Annotated in this window: 11 protein-coding genes; 8 read left to right on the top strand and 3 right to left on the bottom strand. The window is 60.6% G+C overall.

All coding sequences use genetic code 11. The features are described 5' to 3' along the window. Positions 1-7 precede the first annotated feature (7 nt). Together miaA and mutL are read right to left on the bottom strand one after the other, a co-directional pair. Positions 8-982 (bottom strand): tRNA (adenosine(37)-N6)-dimethylallyltransferase MiaA, encoded by a 975-nt coding sequence (miaA, locus tag ACVK00_RS19735; protein WP_284894832.1) that lies wholly within the window; start codon positions 980-982, stop codon positions 8-10. Beyond that, on the bottom strand, positions 979-2,961 hold the full coding sequence (gene mutL / locus ACVK00_RS19730; RefSeq protein ID WP_284894831.1) for a DNA mismatch repair endonuclease MutL: 1,983 nt from the start codon (positions 2,959-2,961) through the stop codon (positions 979-981). Before mutL ends, miaA begins: the two co-directional genes overlap by 4 nt. Before the next feature lie 173 nt (positions 2,962-3,134). On the opposite strand from mutL, the gene ACVK00_RS19725 reads away from it, so the two are divergent. Further along, positions 3,135-3,818 (top strand): DedA family protein, encoded by a 684-nt coding sequence (locus ACVK00_RS19725; protein WP_228906924.1) that lies wholly within the window; start codon positions 3,135-3,137, stop codon positions 3,816-3,818. Between the two features lie 69 nt (positions 3,819-3,887). Here ACVK00_RS19725 and ACVK00_RS19720 read toward each other — a convergent pair whose 3' ends face one another. After that, on the bottom strand, positions 3,888-4,700 hold the full coding sequence (locus tag ACVK00_RS19720) for a mechanosensitive ion channel family protein (protein ID WP_284894830.1): 813 nt from the start codon (positions 4,698-4,700) through the stop codon (positions 3,888-3,890). Positions 4,701-5,034: 334 nt separating this feature from the next. On the opposite strand from ACVK00_RS19720, the gene ACVK00_RS19715 reads away from it, so the two are divergent. From ACVK00_RS19715 to wecC, 7 genes are all read left to right on the top strand, one after another. Next, a complete protein-coding gene (locus tag ACVK00_RS19715) occupies positions 5,035-6,489 on the top strand; it encodes a hypothetical protein (RefSeq protein ID WP_284894829.1) in 1,455 nt (484 codons plus the stop codon). A gap of 547 nt (positions 6,490-7,036) precedes the next feature. After that, positions 7,037-7,891, top strand: a complete 855-nt coding sequence (locus ACVK00_RS19710; protein WP_284894828.1) for an ABC transporter permease — start codon at positions 7,037-7,039, stop codon at positions 7,889-7,891. Further along, complete coding sequence (locus tag ACVK00_RS19705) at positions 7,888-8,550, top strand: ABC transporter ATP-binding protein (protein WP_284894827.1); 663 nt, start codon at positions 7,888-7,890, stop codon at positions 8,548-8,550. The genes ACVK00_RS19710 and ACVK00_RS19705 overlap by 4 nt, the downstream gene beginning before the upstream one ends. Beyond that, complete coding sequence (locus ACVK00_RS19700; RefSeq protein ID WP_284894826.1) at positions 8,543-9,649, top strand: lipopolysaccharide biosynthesis protein; 1,107 nt, start codon at positions 8,543-8,545, stop codon at positions 9,647-9,649. The genes ACVK00_RS19705 and ACVK00_RS19700 overlap by 8 nt, the downstream gene beginning before the upstream one ends. A 139-nt stretch (positions 9,650-9,788) precedes the next feature. Further along, on the top strand, positions 9,789-11,570 hold the full coding sequence (locus tag ACVK00_RS19695) for a polysaccharide biosynthesis/export family protein (RefSeq protein WP_354122921.1): 1,782 nt from the start codon (positions 9,789-9,791) through the stop codon (positions 11,568-11,570). Positions 11,571-11,696: 126 nt separating this feature from the next. Beyond that, positions 11,697-12,857: a non-hydrolyzing UDP-N-acetylglucosamine 2-epimerase gene (gene wecB / locus ACVK00_RS19690; protein WP_284894824.1), complete on the top strand. Its 1,161-nt coding sequence runs from the start codon at positions 11,697-11,699 to the stop codon at positions 12,855-12,857. Positions 12,858-12,963: 106 nt separating this feature from the next. Continuing rightward, positions 12,964-14,229 carry a UDP-N-acetyl-D-mannosamine dehydrogenase gene (gene wecC / locus ACVK00_RS19685; protein ID WP_284894823.1) on the top strand — a complete coding sequence of 422 codons (1,266 nt, stop codon included), beginning with the start codon at positions 12,964-12,966 and terminating at the stop codon, positions 14,227-14,229. Positions 14,230-14,274 lie beyond the last annotated feature (45 nt).

The raw sequence follows: 14,274 nt of genomic DNA, 5'->3' as shown, positions 1-14,274 counted from the left end.
GCCCGGATCAGGCCGGCAGGCGGTCGTCCAGCACGCGTTCGAGCGTGTCGAGCGCGTGCGCGGTCGCATCCGGCGCGACACAGTCGACGACGATCCGTTCGGGCATCGCGCGCAGCCACGTGATCTGCCGTTTGCACAGCTGGCGCGTCGCGAAGATGCCCTTGTCGCGCATGGTCCGGTAGTCGGTGTCGCCGTCGAGGAATTCCCAGGCCTGCCGGTAGCCGACGCAGCGCATCGACGGCAGGCCGAGATGCAGATCCTCGCGACGGCGCAGCCGTTCGACCTCGTCGATGAAGCCCGCGTCGAGCATCGCGTCGAAGCGTTGCGCGATGCGCGCGTGCAGCACCGCGCGGTCCGACGGTTCGAGCGCGACCGGCACGAAGCGGTACGCGGCGGCCTCGTCGTCCGCGCGCCGCGGCGCGGCGAGCAGCACCGACATCGGCTGCCCGCTCAGCAGGAACACTTCGAGCGCGCGCTGGATCCGCTGCGAATCGTTCGGCGCGAGCCGCGCGGCCGTCGCGGGGTCGACCTGCGCGAGCCGCGCATGCAGCGCGGGCCAGCCGTCGCGCGCGGCATCGGCGTCGAGCTCCGCGCGTACGGCCGGATCGGCGGTCGGCAGGTCGTTGAGGCCCTGTGTCAGCGCCTTGTAGTACAGCATCGTGCCGCCCGCGAGCAGCGGCGTGCGGCCGCGCGCGGCGACCTCGCCGATCAGGCGCAGCGCGTCGGCGCGGAATTCGGCCGCCGAATACGCATCGGCCGGATCGATGATGTCGATCAGATGGTGCGGCACGCTCGCGCGTTCGTCGCGTGTCGGCTTCGCGGTGCCGATATCCATGTCGCGGTAGACGAGCGCCGAATCGACGCTGACGATCTCGATCGGGCGGCGCGCGGCGAGCGCCAGCGCGGCGGCCGTCTTGCCCGACGCGGTGGGGCCGAGCAGGCAGGCGATCGTTGTCGGGCGGGACTGCGGTGAAGCGCTCATTGGCCGCGCATGAAGAGGCGGTCGAGATCGTTCAGCGTGAGCTGATACCACGTCGGTCGGCCGTGATTGCACTGGTCCGCGCGTTCGGTCGCTTCCATTTGGCGCAGCAGCGCGTTCATCTCGTCGAGCGTCAGGCGCCGGTTCGCGCGCACCGCGTGGTGGCATGCGAGCGTGCCGAGCAACTCGTGCTGGCGCTCGGTGAGCACGCGCGAGCCGCCGAACGCGTGCAGGTCGGCGAGCACCGCGCGCGCGAGCGACTGCAGGTCCGCATCCTTCAGCAGCGCGGGCACCGCGCGGATCGCGAGCGTCGTCGGCGACAGCACCGCGAGGTCGAAGCCGAGTGATTCGAGCGTGTCGCGCTCTTCCTCGACCGTGCCGATCTCGACCGGCGTCGCCGTCATCGATATCGGCAGCAGCAGCGACTGCACGGCGACCGTGCGGTCGGCGAGCGCGTTCTTGAACTGTTCGTACAGGATCCGCTCGTGCGCCGCATGCATGTCGACGATCACGAGGCCGTGCGCGTTCTGCGCGAGCACGTAGATGCCGTGGATCTGGCCGAGCGCGAAGCCCAGCGGCTGCTCGTCGTGTGCGGTGGCCGCGAGCGGCGACGCGACGAAGCCCGGCGTCGTGTTCGGCGCGCTCGCCGAATCGTGCGCGATGACGGTCGTGCCGTCCGGCGTGCCGGCGCCCGTGTCCTTGCGGCCGAACAGCGCGTCGTAGAGCGCGAGCGGCTGCGCGACCGGCAGCGTGCCCTGCGTCATGCGCGCCTGGCGCATCCACGTGTTGCCGGACGACGATGAGGATGACGGCGACGAGAAGCCGCTGCCGCCCGTGCCGGTGGCCGCGCCCAGGCCGAGCGGCGTATTCAGGAACGACGCGGGGCCGCCCGGCGCCGGCGAGAGTTGCGCGGCGTGGCCGCCCGCGGTGGTTTCCGGCGACGCGCCCGCATGGCGGGCGAGCGCGCGCTGGACCGCGTGGAAGACGTACTGGTGGATCGAGCGCGAATCGCGGAACCGCACTTCGATCTTCGACGGGTGCACGTTCACGTCGACTGCTTCGGGCGGCAGGTCGAGGAACAGCACGTACGACGGGTAGCGGTCGCCGTGGAGGACGTCCTCGTACGCCGCGCGCACCGCGTGCGTGAGCAACTTGTCGCGCACGAAGCGGCCGTTGACGAAGAAGTATTGCTGGTCGGCGCGGCCGCGGCTCGCGGTCGGCAGGCCCGCGCAGCCGTAGACGGCGAGCGGTCCGGCCTGCTCGTCGAGCGGCAGGTGCGCGGTGGCGAAGCCGTCGCCGAGGATTTTCGCGACGCGTTGCGCGGGTTCGGTCGCGTTCCAGTGCTCGACGGCCTTGCCGTTGTGCAGCACCGAGATCGCGACGTCCGGCCGCGCGAGCGCCGCGCGGCGGATCATTTCGAGGCAGTGGCCGAACTCGGTCTGCTCGCTTTTCAGGAACTTGCGGCGCGCGGGCGTGTTGAAGTACAGCTCGCGCACCTCGATCGTCGTGCCGACCGCACCGGCGGCCGGCGACAGCGCGCCCGTGGTCGCGTCGATCTTCGTCGCATGGGCGACGTCGGCCGTGCGGCTCGTGATCGACATCTCGGCGACCGACGCGATCGACGCGAGCGCTTCGCCGCGAAAACCCAGCGTCGCGACCGCCTCGAGCTCCTCGAGCGAGCGGATCTTGCTCGTCGCGTGGCGCATCAGCGCGAGCGGCAGTTCGCCGGGCGGAATCCCGCAGCCGTCGTCGGTGATCGAGATGCGCTTGACGCCGCCTTCCTCGAGCACGATGCGCAGCGTGCTCGCGCCGGCGTCCATCGCGTTCTCGAGCAGCTCCTTGACGACCGACGCCGGGCGTTCGACGACCTCGCCGGCGGCGATCTGGCTGATCAGCTGGTCGGGCAGGGGCTGGATCGCGCGCAGCGGGCGCGCAGCGGGGGCGGGCGCGGCGCCCGCGGCCGTTTCGGTGATATCGGACATGGCGGAATTATAGCGAGGCGGCGGAGGCATGCCGGGGCCGCGGGTGGTTACGTTTTTTCACGGAGCCTTAAGGTAGTTTCGGTATGATGGCTCCGTTCCGCGCGCCGCCTTGTCCGGCGGGCGCTTCCGCTTTTTCCGGCCGCTGCGGCCTTTTCGCCTTCGAGGAATCGCATTTGGATACGCTGCTTCATTTCGTCAACCTGGTCCTGCATATCGACGCGTTCCTCGGCGACTTCATCCGGCAGTACGGTGCATGGGTATATCTGGTGCTGTTCCTGATCGTGTTCTGCGAGACGGGGCTCGTCGTGTTGCCGTTCCTGCCCGGCGATTCGCTGCTGTTCATCGGCGGTGCGTTCGGGGCGACGGGCGACATGAACGTCGTCGTGCTGATCGTGCTGCTGCTGGTCGCGGCGATTGCCGGCAATACCTTGAACTACGTGATCGGCCGCTGGGTCGGGCCGAAGGTGTTCAATACTCATATCCCGGTGCTCGAGCGCTTCCTCGATCGCGCGGCGCTGCAGAAGACCCACGCGTTCTACGACAAGCACGGCGGCAAGACGATCGTGCTCGCGCGTTTCATCCCGGTCGTGCGCACGTTCGCGCCGTTCGTTGCCGGGGCGTCGTCGATGAGCTTCGCACGCTTCCAGCTGTTCAACGTGATCGGCGCGCTGGTCTGGGTGCTGCTGCTGGTGCTGCTCGGTTACTTCTTCGGCAATATCCCGTTCATCCGCCAGTATCTGAACGTGATCGTGCTGGTGGGGATCGGCGCGGCGATCGTGCCGATCGCGCTTGGCGCGTTGTGGAAGCTGGTGCGCGGGCGGCACTCGGGCGATGCGCGGAAGACGGGCGGGCACTGAGCCGGCACGTTTCTCTTCGGCGCAGTAAAAAGCGTGGCGGTTGCCACGCTTTTTTTTCGTCCGTGCGGTTCAGGTATTGCGATGCGAGAGCGGCGTTTCGGGCGTCGGGTATTGCGCGTCGCGGAACGTCTCGAGGATCACGCGGTTGGTATCGCAGTACACCTGCCAGTAGTTCTCCGGCTGCGTCGACGGGCGCACGAACAGCAGCGGGCCTTCCGGCGTGAACTGCAGCACGCCGACGTCCGGCGCCGGCACCTTCAGCACGTTCGGGATCACCTGGATCTGCGTCTTCAGGCGGTTGATCGCGTCGACGGCATCGACGCCGTTCGCGATCTTCGCGGTCAGGTCGACGCGGCGATGCGGCGTCGCGCTGTAGTTCGCGATGTTGTCCGAGAAGATCTTGTTGTTGCCGACGATCGTCACGATGTTGTCGGCGGTGATGATCGTCGTGCCGAACAGGCCGAGTTCCTTCACCGTGCCCGTGACGCCGCCCGCGCTGATCACGTCGCCGATCTTGAACGGACGCAGCACCTGCATGAACACGCCGGCGGCGAAGTGGGCGAGCAGGCCGCCCCAGGCGGTGCCGATCGCGAGGCCGAGGCCGGCGAGCAGTGCGGCGAACGACGTGGTCTGAACGCCGAAGATCTGCAGGATCGCGAGGATCAGCAGGATCGTCAGCAGCACGCCGACCACCGAGGTCAGGTAGTCGGTGAGCGTCGGGTCGACCTTGCCGCTGCGGCGCACGACCTTGCCGAGCAGGCGGGTGCCGATGCGGATCGCCCAGCGGCCGATGAACCATAAGACGATCGCGGCGAGGAGGTTCAGGCCGAGGTCGAGGCCGCGGGTCATCAGGAATTGCTGGGCGGTTTCTAGGTTCGGCATGGGGGCTCCGCGGTGAGGGGTGACGGGATACTCGTCTTGGAAAACGTCGCACCGTTTATAGCCGAGCCGGTCTGCTCTGGCAACTTCGCCGAACATCTGGTGCGCCTGCCGTCTCCATTCTCTGTTCGATTGAGCACGATTCATTCGGCATCTCCGTGCGTGCGCCATGCATGGTCCGTCTTTATTCGTGTTGTACTCTGTAATTGTGTGACCGGCGGAAAGTTCCAATACCGCTGGTAGCGATTAATTACCGGCTGGCGTCGCTGGTGGGCGGCTTCCGGAACAGCCGATTGCGATCTCGAACGATGTGGCGTTCAACCAGAATGGGGATTGAATGAGCAACACGCGAAGAAAAGTGCTTGTGGCGTTGGCGAATACTCTGGCTGGTGGCAGCGCGAAGCTAGCGGCATTTGCTCGCCCTGCAAATGCCTCGCCGCGAGACATGGCCGCCTCTTCTTCCGACCGAGCACTAAATCCGTCCGATTTTGGTGCAAAAGGCGACGGCGAGACCGACGACACGCAAGCATTGCTTAGGCTTGCCGCGTTACCTACTGCACTACGAATAGATGGCCGGGGACGGACGTATGTCGTATCGCAGGCGATCACATTTTCCCGGCGGGTCGACCTCAAGATCCGATTAAAGGCGGCTGCCGCATTTCCGCAAGGCGGCAACATGCTTGTGGTCGGCGCAGATCAATCTGTCATAGACATTGATGTGGATGGCAACACACGCTCGCTGGTCGGTGTGAAGGTTTCGGGGAGCGGTGTACGTGGCAGGGTGCGCGGAGAAAATATCTACGGTAGCGACGCCAAGGTGGGCGGTGGAATGCAAAGCGTGCTTTTCGTTACCGGGAACAATTGTCGAATTGATGTTCACGGCGAAAATCTCTTGGCGGCGCGTGCCACCAATCCGTCGGTGCCGCGTGTCCTGAGCACCGGGGCCGTTACCGGATGTGTATTTGGGAGCGTCACGGGGAATAACGTGACCGCGTTGTGGATTAATCAGGCTGGTGAAGTCACTGTGAATTTTCTGCGTGCGTACAAATGCGGAAACAACGGTATCTACGATATTTCCGCCGGCGGCAAGATCAAGGTCAGGACTGCGATATTCGAAGATGATCTGGGACTGAATCTGCAGACAGTTGTGAGCGAAAGCGAAGTGTCCATTGGATCGCTGATCGTGCGCGATGTATGGGGCTATGCTGCGGTCGACAGAGGAGGAAACCTGACGATCGGGGATTATTCGATTGAGAATCGTTCATCCAAAAAAGCCCATCAAGTGGTCGTGGCGCGTGAAAAGGCGACAACGTGCCGGATCGAGATTGGCAATGTCACGGGGGCGTACATGCTGACTGCCGCCTCGAATGGTGGAGGTGTTTTTCAGTTTTACGACGGAAACATCTCAGCCCTGAAGGTCGGCCGCATCAAGCTTGAGCTTTTGTATGGCCCAGGATCGACGACCGAACTGTTTCGTCAGACCAGCGGACGCGGGGCATGCGAAATTGGCGATCTGGAGCTGATTTTGACCGACACCACCGGCCGGTTGACGCCGGCAACGATCCTGTCGTGGAATTTCCCGAATTACGATAGGCCGTCCTATCTGAACCACTGTTCTCTCGTCAGTTCGAGTGCGACGCTGAGAGTGCGCAACGTGGCGCAGCCGAACATGACGACAATGGATGCCGAATTGTTGCGGAGCGACGGTTCCATCCTGTCAAGCCCCGGGCCGATCAGTTTGCGCGGGGGAGCGCCAGTTTCTCGGAACCGGGAGGCCGAGGGCCATGATTAGCGGAAAGAGGGGCAAGGCACGCAGTGAATACTGCACATCCGAAAACATCCGAGTGAATGGGTGTCAAGCTGAGGGCGTTCGAGGAGATGATTTAAAACAACGTTCCACAAAATACCCGACATCGCATTAGGCGGCTCCACCTCGAATCGATTACCAAATATTACGGCCGAAGAATCGAATCAGTCGGCCCGAGTAGTGGAAGTGCGGTTCGATCGCATCCGTTATGCGCACGGACATTTCCAGGCGCGTGCGTACGACAACGTTTTCGTAGGGGCATGCAGCCGCGTTCGCGTGCTTTCTTGTTGCCTTCGGGGTGAAGCAGTGGTTAATTGACCGCCGTGTCAATCGGTTCGTGGCACCTGATGACTATCGGAATTGCTCGATTTTGATCAAGCCGGGCGGATAGTATGGCGGTTCGTGCCGGCTGCCCTCTGTCGTAAAGATGCTTAAAAATCGTAAAAATTTACGGGTGAACAGAGCAATCCGCGGTAGAATGCGGCGCCGCGATCGTGGATACGCGGAGGCATTATGGAGGCGCCACGAATCATTGAGCAGTGCGCGTCGCGATGCAAATCGAGAAAATATTACCGGGGTTATTATGGACGGCCTGCCGACAGGGGGCAGTGCGCTGGGCAGGGCGTTTTCCATTCAGCGCAGAGTTGTCTATGCGCTATTCCTGCGCGAACTGAAAACACGATTCGGCAAGCAGCGGCTCGGCTACTTCTGGGCGTTTCTCGAGCCTGTCGTTCATATGCTGGTGCTCTTCGCAATTCTCGGCTTGATCGCGAAACATGCGATGCCGGTCATTTCTTTCCCGGTGTTCCTGATATGCGGGCTTGTGCCGTATTTCATGTTTCTCAATATCACGCTTCGGTCGCTGAATGCGCTCGAGGCGAATCTCGGGTTGCTGAGTTATCGTCCCGTTCATCCAATTGATACGCTGATCGCGCGAGCCGCCCTAGAGCTGGTTATCAGCATCATCGTTTTTGCAGTGCTGTTGCTGATTCTTGTCCTGGGTGGGCAATCGGTAGAACTGAACGATATCCCGGAGCTGGCCGCGATCTGGATTTTGCTAACAATTCTCGGGCTGGGGGTCGGCATCATTTTCATGGTAATCGGCCATGAATTTCCGATCAGCGAGAAAGTCATTCCGTTGCTGATGCGGCCGCTTTATTTTGTCAGCTCGGTTATGTATCCGTTGACATCGATTCCGGTGCAGTATCGTGGATTGTTGCTCTGGAATCCTCTCGTTCATGCTTTCGAGTTGATGCGACACGCTGTCGTGTCCGAATACAACATCGAGCAGGTCAGTCTGACGTATTTGACATTCAGTGCATTCCTCATCTTCTTTTTCGGATTGGCCCTGTACAAGGCACGCGAACCGTCTCTGTTGCGATCATGATTCGTATTGAAAATCTCACGAAATCGTACAGGACGCCTTCCGGTCGACATTACGTGCTCAAGGACGTAACGGTGGAAATTCCGTCCGGGAAGAGCGTCGGACTCATTGGCCGCAACGGGGCGGGCAAGAGTACCTTGCTGAGCATCATCGGTGGCATCGATCGACCCGATTACGGCCGCGTAATTACCAACAAGCGCATTTCGTGGCCGGTCGGACTTTCGAATGGCTTCCAGAGCAGCATGACCGGGCGCGAGAACGTGAAGTTCGTTGCCCGGCTGTATGCAGCCAAGCATGAGCTCAACGAGAAGGTGAAGTTCGTCGCGGATTTCTGCGAGCTTGGCCGATTCTTCGACATGCCGATTCGCAGCTATTCGACCGGTATGCGGGCGCGTCTCGGGTTCGGGTTGTCCATGGCGTTCGATTTTGACTACTACGTGATTGATGAGGTGACCGCGGTCGGGGATGCCGTGTTCCGCAAGAAGAGCGAAGCGCTGATGGAGGCCCGGCGGGCGGTCAGTCAGTTTATTTTCGTCTCGCACGGCCTCGATGAGGTTCGGCGAGTCTGCGATGTCGGATTGCTTATTGGTGACGGGAAAGTAACGTACTACCCCGACGTCAATGAGGCAATCGAAGTTTATAAGCAAGCAAACAATGTCTGATTTGTTGGGGCGGCTGCGCGAACATCGCCTGCCCGTGATACTCATTGCGATACCGTTGGTGGTGTGCGGCCTGTACCTCGGCTTGATCTCGCGCAGCCGTTACGTCAGCGAGTCGCAGGTGCTGGTGAAGGACGCCGGGAGGTCGGTGACCTCGGGGTTGAACATCCAGGCGTTGCTGGGCGGGGCGGGAGAAGCAACCGCGCGGGATGACGCGATCGTGCTCAAACAGTACATCGAATCGCCCGACATGCTCGCGAAAGTCGATGCGCGGCTCAGGCTGAAGCAGGCGTTCAGCAGTGTCGGTCTGGACTGGCTGAACCGCCTGTCGCCGACTGCGACACGCGAGCAAATGCTCAAGTTCTATCTGCGCCGCCTCAGCGTGAATGTCGATGAAAAGGCCGGCATTCTGACGATTCGCACTCAGGGAATGTCGCCCGAGTTCGCGCAGCAGTTCAACCGATTACTGTTGGCTGAGAGTGAATCGTTTCTGAACGAGATGTCACATCGCGTGGCGCGGAACGACATGCAGTTTGCGCGGGACGAAATCGATCGCTCGTACGACGAAGTGAAGAGCGCGCGCGATTCGGTCATCACATTTGAAAACAAGACGGGAATGCTGGATCCGGCTGCGAGCGCAGAGGCCGGCGGGCGCATGGTGGCCGAAATGCAGGTCAAGCAAGCTGAGCTTGAGGCCGAGTTGCGTAACCTGCTCACCTATATGAATGAAGACGCGCCGCCCGTGGTCGCCAAGCGCAACGCACTTTCGTCGCTTACCGCGCAAATTGCACTCGAAAAGACAAAGCTTAGTGCACCAGGTGACGGCAAGATGAACCGCACTGCCGCGCAGTATGCGGAACTGAAGGCGCGATTGCAGTTCGCGACCGATTTGTACAAGGTTTCATTGTCGACCTTCGAGAAAGCGCGGGTCGAATCGGCTCACAAGGCCAAGAGCCTTTCGGTGATCGTGATGCCGAACTTGCCGGAAGAGGCGGAATATCCACGCAGACTTCACATCCTGTCGTCACTCGCGGTCGGGCTGTTGCTGCTGTACGGCGTTGTCAGATTGACGCAGGCGATTATCGAAGATCACCGAACCTGACGCAGCTGTCCATAGGTGCCGTGTTGCGAATATCGAATCGCACGGCATCCCATTGAATCAAAACTGGCGGGGGTATATGTCGCGATCGTTTTCGGGGTTATGGAATCTTCCGATCGTCGACGTGTGCAATTAAATCGACATGACCAATTTATCAAGAAGCCGGATCGCATCGGCGATGCTCATCTTGAGCATCGCGAGTGCGGGTGCGTCGGCGGCAATGACAGACTCGCTGTTCGGGATTTCGACGGGCGCAACTGACAGCGGCTCGACGTCGTCTCGGGCGGCGTCGGGAAATGTTCAGCAATTCGGCTATAGCCCGGACGACGCCTCGCTGGCCGCCGCCGCGGTGGCCATGCAGAACGCGAAGCTTGCACGTCAGAATGCGGGGCCCGGTGCAATGGCATCTGGCACGGGCGATGTATCGGTCATGCCGCAGGCGCCGAACAACATGTTCGGTTCACAGTTGTTCGGTGGTACGTTCCACAACAGTCGAGGTTCCGGTTTCAATCCGGGGTATCAGGTCAGCATCGGTGATACGGTCACGCTGCGCATGTGGGGCGCATTCGCCTTCGACGGGCAATTGATCGTCGATCCGCAGGGCAATATCTTCGTGCCAAACGTGGGTCCGGTTACCGTTGCCGGCGTGCGTAATGCGGATCTAAACGGGCGCGTGCTTTCTGAGGTGCGAAAAGTCTACAAGGCGAACGTCAACGTTTATGCGAGCCTCGACGTTGCGCAGCCGGTCAAGGTTTATGTCACGGGTTACGTGAAGCAGCCGGGCATGTACGGCGGCATTGCGTCAGAAAGCATATTGTCCTATATCGACAAGGCAGGTGGCGTCGACGTCGAACGCGGCAGCTACGTTGACGTTACCGTCAAGCGAGGTGGCGCCGTACGCAAGCATTTCAACCTCTACGATTTTCTGCTAAACGGCGTCATCGACCAGCTCCAGCTTGCGGATGGCGACGTCATCGTTGTTGGGCCGCGCGAGCACGTTTTCACGGTGCGCGGCGAGGTATACAACGCATACGATTTTGAATTCGGCGCACCTGTCATTTCGCTGCAGCAGGCGCTCGCTATCGCGCGCCCGAAACCTGGAGCGACGCACGTGAGCATCGTGCGTCGCCAAGGTAGCAAAAAGACGAGCGAGTACTACCCGATTGCAGACGCAACGAATGTGAAGCTGAACGATGGCGATCAACTAATCGTTACCGCCGATCGCTACGCTGGCACGATTCAGGTTCGCATCGAGGGGGCACATTCCGGCGAGCACGCGCTGGTATTGCCTTACGGCGCGACGATGGCGCAGGTTCTGGGCCAAATCCGGACCAATCCGTTGTCGCGTGTCGACGAGGTCCAGCTATTCCGCAAGTCGGTTGCCGATCGGCAGAAGGAAATGCTGGCCGTCGAACTCCAGAAGCTGCAGGAGGCGGCTCTGTCGGCTCCTTCCGCGACGAGCGAGGAAGCGAATTTGCGCGCGAAGGAAGCTGAGAGCATTACCAAATTCGCGGCGTTGGCAAGCAAAACCGAGTTCAAGGGGCAAGTCGTTCTCAACGAAAAGACGATGAGCGACGTGATTCTTGAAGACGGGGATGTCATCAATATTCCCGAGCGCACGAGCGTTGTCATGGTGCATGGAGAGGTGCTCTTCCCGAATGCCGTGGAGTGGCAATCGGGCATGACGGCGGACGACTACATCTCGCATGTCGGCGGATATACGCAGAAAGCCGATAACAGCAAGATCGTCGTGATTCATCAGAACGGCAAGGCCGAGCTTGCGGAGAGTGGTACGAAGATTGCTTCGGGTGACGAGTTGATGGTCTTGCCAAAGGTGAAATCGAAGAATATCGAGATCACTCGGGGAATTACGCAAATTTTGTATCAACTGGCCGTTGCGGCGAAGGTTATCTTCTGGTGGTAGGCAAATGGGACGTTACGTAACGCGGTCGCGTTACGTAACGGACAAGAGGGCCGCAGCGCGAACTAGGACGCGCGCATTTCGGCGGTTTGCCCGGAAGCGGGCTTATACAAAAGCAAAAAAGACAATATGAAAATTCTGACCGTGTTTGGCACGCGGCCGGAGGCGATCAAGATGGCGCCGCTGGTGCATGCGCTTAGGGGGAAGCCGGGTGTGGATTGTCGTGTCTGCGTTACCGCACAACACCGGCAAATGCTCGACCAGGTGCTTGATCTCTTCGAAATCAAGCCGGATTACGATCTGAACTTGATGAAGGCGGGGCAGACGCTGCAGTCGATCACGTGCGATATCGTGAACGAGATCACACCGGTTCTGGAATCATTCCGTCCGGACTACGTACTCGTGCACGGTGACACGACGACGACGTTTGCGAGCGCACTCGCCTCGTTCTACCTGAAAATCAAGGTCGGACATATTGAGGCAGGATTGCGCAGTGGAGACATGTATTCCCCGTGGCCCGAAGAGGGGAATCGTAAGTTGACCGGTCAGCTTGCCGATCTTCACTTCGCACCGACTGAAGCCTCGCGCGAGAATCTCATTGCGGAGCGCGTGCGTGACGAAGACATCGTCGTCACCGGCAACACGGTTATCGATGCGTTGTTGGCTGTGACACGACGTCTCGAACAGGACGGCGCGTTACAGCGCCAAATGCGCGAAGCATTCCCGATGCTTGACCCGGCGCGCCGCATGGTACTGGTTACAGCGCATCGCCGCGAGAATTTCGGCGACGGTATCAGGAATATCTGCCATGCCATCAGGCAACTGGCGAGCCGCTACGAAGATGTCGATTTCGTTTATCCGATCCATCTGAATCCGCAAGTCAAGCTGCCTGCCGAAGAGATTCTTTCCGGTATCACGAACGTGCACCTCCTGAACCCCCAAGACTATCTGCCGTTCATATACCTGATGTCGCGTTCCACGGTGATTCTGACTGACTCGGGCGGAATTCAGGAGGAGGCGCCTTCGCTTGGCAAGCCGGTCCTCGTGATGCGTGACACGACCGAGCGGCCGGAGGCGGTCGCCGCGGGCACAGTGCGTCTCGTTGGTTCGGACAGCCAACGAATCGTTGCCGCATGCAGTGAGTTGCTCGATGACCCAGTTCGTTACGAGGAAATGGCGCGCGCCCACAATCCATATGGCGACGGCCTCGCATGCGAACGGATCGTTTCGTTTCTCACCGGCGGTGTTTCGGCTCAAGGCCGGACAGCGGCCGTATTGCTCGCGGACTGAAAGGCAAGCATCCATCAACTGAACCGAATCGAGCGGGACATCGCGCTCGAGTAGCCCGCATGCGCGAGCGACTCGCGAAGAATCTACAAGCAATCAAGGATGTATTGTGACGCAATCTATTAATACCGTTTCCGTCATCGGCCTCGGATACATTGGCTTGCCGACCGCCGCCGTTCTTGCTTCACGCAAGGTTAGCGTGATCGGTGTGGACATCGACAGGAATGCCGTCGACACGATCAATGCGGGCAAAGTACATATCGTTGAACCGGAACTGGACAGTGTTGTTCGAGATGCGGTTCGGGAAGGATGGCTGCGGGCATCGATGGTCGCCGAGCCCGCTGATGCATTCATGATTGCGGTGCCGACGCCGTTCCGTGATGGATACGAGCCGGATCTCTCGTACGTGAAGGCCGCCACCGAATCCATCGCGCCGGTTCTCCGGAAAGGGAATGTCGTGATTCTCGAGTCGACGTCCCCAGTTGGAACCACGGAGCAGATGGCGAAATGGCTTTCGCAAATGCGCAAGGATCTCGTGTTCGCAAGCGATGCCGCGCAAGAGTGCGACGTCCATGTCGCGTATTGTCCCGAGCGAGTCCTGCCGGGTCACGTGATTCGCGAACTCGTTGAGAATGATCGCGTGATCGGCGGGATCAACCCGGCATCGGCGGTGCGTGCGCAGGACGTCTATCGCATCTTTGTGGAGGGCCAACTGCTGATTACCGATGCGCGTACGGCGGAGATGTCCAAGCTCACCGAAAACGCATTCCGCGACGTCAACATTGCGTTCGCCAACGAACTATCGTTGATCTGCGACAAGCTGAACATTGACGTATGGGAGCTCATCCAGATTGCCAACCATCATCCACGCGTCAACATCCTGCAGCCGGGCCCTGGAGTAGGCGGCCACTGCATCGCAGTCGATCCATGGTTCATTGTGAACAAGACGCCTGAAGAGGCAAGGCTGATCCGGGTTGCCCGCGAGGTGAACGACAGCAAGCCGGAATGGGTAATCTCCAAGGTAAAAGACGCGGTCGAGGCAGTTGTTTCTCAGGGTAAGAACGCGGGCGATATTCGAATCGCGTGCCTTGGCCTAGCATTCAAGCCAAATATCGACGATCTGCGTGAAAGCCCGTCGGTCGACATTGTTCTCAATCTCGCCAAGATTTATTCGGAGCGCGTTGTCGCGGTCGAGCCGTATATCGAAGATCTGCCGAAAAATCTGGCGCAAGCAGGTGTTCGCCTAGCGACGCTCGACGAAGCTATTGGCAGCGCGGACGTGCTGGTCATGCTGGTCGATCACACGAACTTCAAGGTGCAGCCGGAACTGCAAGACTGGCAACGACTTGTCGATACCAAGGGTATCTGGCGTTGATCGAGCCTAATACAGACAGGCGGGCGTGTCGGCCGAGCGAAAGGC

It is taken from the genome of Burkholderia sp. PvR073 (genome assembly GCF_054055695.1).
The sequence above is the reverse complement of the archived record's forward strand: the minus strand, read 5'-3'. Positions and strand labels throughout refer to the sequence as shown.